This is a genomic window from Acinetobacter sp. YH12219, from assembly GCF_013417875.1.
GTDB lineage: Bacteria > Pseudomonadota > Gammaproteobacteria > Pseudomonadales > Moraxellaceae > Acinetobacter > Acinetobacter amyesii.
This window is the reverse complement of the sequence record NZ_VPDC01000053.1, coordinates 1-3526: the sequence shown is the minus strand read 5'-3', so window position 1 is coordinate 3526 and position 3526 is coordinate 1. Positions and strand designations below refer to the sequence as shown.

The following is a 3526-nucleotide window of genomic DNA, read 5'->3' as shown; positions in this document are numbered from 1 at the left end:
GTAAATTTTCAGCGTTGCTGGCTCCCCGTCAGCCGGATTGGGTTGCATCGCAGGGGTGTCGAAAGAGTCAACTGCGGTCCAAAGCTGTTGGACTTGGGTGAAAAGGGCGTTTATTCTTCCTATACGTTGTTCAGAATAACATTGTTCCGCCAACAATCAATTCGGTAGATATTGAACCTGAATATAGGGATATATTTAACTTGACGTTACACCAATCACAACAACGGCAAGTGAATTACGCAATGAGTAATACTTTTGGTTTTGGCGGACACATTGCCACAAGTATTTTTAAAAAATATGCTGAATAGAGAGTAGGTGCTAACTTCGGTTTGCTCGTGTTGGCGCTAAATCGAAAGTTCAAGTATCCCAACATGTTCCTTCGTATAGAAGTTAAAAGTTGGCAATTATCGTAGAACAACCTACAGACAACACCAATATGTAACCGATAAATAATTACAAAATATGACCGACAGAGTAAACATCATCAATAACTACATCGATGGATACAACCAATTTGATATCAAAAAAATGGTTGCAGACCTTGACGATAATATTGTTTTTGAAAACATTCAAAATAATGATATAAGTTTATCGCTGAAAGGGTTAACAGCGTTTAAACAACAGGCAGAAACAGCAAAAACATACTTTGCAAAGAGAACACAGACAGTTAAATCGTTTAGGCATTTTGACAACAGCACTGAAATAGAAATTGATTATACAGCAATTTTAGCAATTGACTTTCCGAACGGCTTAAAAAAAGGGCAAAAGCTAAAGTTATCAGGAAAATCCGTGTTTGAATTTAAAAAAAACAAAGTGATTAAATTGACAGACATTAGTTGACATTAAAACCAGCGAACAAGAATATGACTTTACTAAAACATAAAAAAATTACAATAATTGGTGCCGGGCCTGTTGGATTAACAATGGCGAGATTGTTACAGCAAAACGGCGTGGACATTACAGTTTACGAGAGAGACAAAGACCAAGATGCAAGGATTTTTGGTGGGACACTTGATCTGCACAGGGATTCGGGACAGGAAGCAATGAAAAGAGCGGGATTGTTACAAACTTATTATGACTTAGCTTTACCAATGGGTGTAAATATTGTTGATGAAAAGGGCAATATTTTAACCACAAAAAATGTAAGACCCGAAAATCGTTTTGACAATCCTGAAATAAACAGAAATGACTTAAGGACTATCCTATTAAATAGTTTACAAAATGATACCGTCATTTGGGATAGAAAACTTGTTACCCTTGAACCTGATAAGGAGAAGTGGATACTAACTTTTGAGGATAAATCGAGTGAAACAGCAGATCTGGTTATTATTGCCAATGGTGGAATGTCTAAAGTAAGAAAATTTGTTACCGACACGGAAGTTGAAGAAACAGGTACTTTCAATATACAAGCCGATATTCATCAACCGGAGGTGAACTGTCCTGGATTTTTTCAGCTTTGCAATGGAAACCGGCTAATGGCTGCTCATCAAGGTAATTTATTATTTGCGAATCCTAATAATAATGGTGCATTGCATTTTGGAATAAGTTTTAAAACACCTGATGAATGGAAAAGCAAAACGCGGGTAGATTTTCAAGACAGAAATAGTGTCGTTGATTTTCTCCTGAAAAAATTTTCCGATTGGGACGAACGCTACAAAGAACTGATTCGTTTGACATCATCTTTTGTAGGGTTAGCGACACGAATATTTCCCTTAGATAAGTCTTGGAAAAGTAAGCGTCCATTACCCATAACGATGATTGGAGATGCTGCTCATTTGATGCCTCCTTTTGCAGGACAAGGCGTAAACAGTGGGTTGATGGATGCCTTGATATTGTCGGATAATCTGACCAATGGGAAATTTAACAGCATTGAAGAGGCTATTGAAAATTATGAACAGCAAATGTTTGCTTATGGAAGAGAAGCACAGGCAGAATCAATAATAAACGAAACGGAAATGTTCAGCCTCGACTTTTCTTTCCAAAAACTAATGAATCTATAAAACAGAAAGGCGAGGAAATGAAAGAGAAAATAGTTAAAAAAAACGGAATAAGACTTTTTACCGAAAGTTTTGGATGTGAAAAAGATCCGGCAATACTCTTGATTGCGGGAGCAACGGTATCCATGTTGTATTGGGATGCTGAATTTTGCCAGAAACTATCTGAAAAGGGATTTTTTGTTATTCGCTACGACAATAGGGACGTAGGAAAATCTACTAATTACGAACCGGGTTCAACCCCCTATGATATTGTTGACTTAACCCATGATGCTATTTCAATTTTGGACGGCTATAAAATAGTCAAAGCCAATTTTGTGGGAATTTCACTGGGCGGACTGATTTCTCAAATAGCATCAATAAAATATGCCGACAGGGTAAGTTCAATAACACTAATCTCATCAGGTCCTTGGGGCGACTCAGACCCCACAATTCCTGAAATGGATACGCGTATTTTAGATTTTCACGGAAAAGCTGAAACCGTAGATTGGACAAATGAAGACAGTGTGGCAAATTATTTAATTCAAGGTGCTGAATTGATGAGCGGCAGGAAACAATTTGACAAACAAAGAAGTGAAAAACTGATTAGAGCCGAATTTAAAAGAGCTAATAACTATATAAGTATGTTCAATCATGCGGCACTGCAAGGTGGTGAAGAATACTGGAACAGATTGAGCGAAATCAATCAACCAACCTTAATTGTACACGGAACGGACGATAAAATATGGCATTTTAAGAATTCAGCAGTTTTACTTGAAAAGATAAACGGCTCAAAACTAATAACGCTTGATGGAACCGGACACGAACTACATTTCGAAGATTGGAATAAAATTATTGATGGAATAACGCAACATACAACAAATAACAAAAGAATGAACAAATAGGGTATTATGTATTTCCAAATCAACGGTTTAGAGATTGAAGCTAATATCAATGTGTTATGACGCTCAAGCTGGTGGAGCCGCTGCGCGAGCTGTTTAAAGATGAGGTGCGCAAGATCGGTATGGAGTTAGGTCTGCCCTACGACATGGTTTACCGTCATCCCTTCCCTGGCCCTGGCTTGGGTGTGCGTATTCTTGGCGAAGTAAAAAAAGAATATGCCGACAGGTTGCGCTTGGCTGATGCCATCTTTATCGAAGAGCTGTATGCCGCTGACCTGTATCACAAAACCAGCCAAGCCTTCGCTGTATTCTTGCCAGTGAAGTCGGTTGGCGTAGTGGGCGATGCCCGCCGCTATGAGTATGTGGTGGCATTGCGCGCAGTAGAAACTATCGATTTTATGACAGCGCGCTGGGCACACTTGCCGTATGAGTTTTTAGAAACGGTTTCTAGCCGCATCATTAATGAGATTCCCGGTATTTCGCGGGTAACCTACGATGTTTCCTCAAAGCCGCCGGCAACTATTGAGTGGGAGTGACGGGCACTGGCTGGCAATGTCTAGCAACGGCAGGCATTTCGGCTGAGGGTAAAAGAACTTTCCGCTAAGCGATAGACTGTATGTAAACACAGTATTGCAAGGACGCGGAACATGC

3 protein-coding genes and 1 pseudogene are annotated in these 3526 nt (G+C 39.4%); all 4 read left to right on the top strand.

Going from position 1 to position 3526, the window contains the following annotated elements; all coding sequences use genetic code 11:
• Window positions 1–462 precede the first annotated feature (462 nt).
• Window positions 463–840 (top strand): hypothetical protein, encoded by a 378-nt coding sequence (locus tag FTV04_RS16425; RefSeq protein ID WP_044502095.1) that lies wholly within the window; start codon window positions 463–465, stop codon window positions 838–840.
• 23 nt (window positions 841–863) lie between these two features.
• Window positions 864–2000: a tetracycline-inactivating monooxygenase Tet(X) gene (gene tet(X), locus FTV04_RS16420; RefSeq protein WP_044502094.1), complete on the top strand. Its 1137-nt coding sequence runs from the start codon at window positions 864–866 to the stop codon at window positions 1998–2000.
• A 17-nt stretch (window positions 2001–2017) separates the two neighbouring features.
• The gene (gene estT / locus FTV04_RS16415; RefSeq protein ID WP_077782102.1) at window positions 2018–2878 is read left to right on the top strand and encodes a macrolide hydrolase EstT; all 861 of its coding nucleotides are present in this window, start codon (window positions 2018–2020) and stop codon (window positions 2876–2878) included.
• A gap of 56 nt (window positions 2879–2934) precedes the next feature.
• A pseudogene (locus FTV04_RS16410) lies at window positions 2935–3411 on the top strand (GMP synthase (glutamine-hydrolyzing)); the annotation flags it as partial.
• Between the last annotated feature and the right edge of the window lie 115 nt (window positions 3412–3526).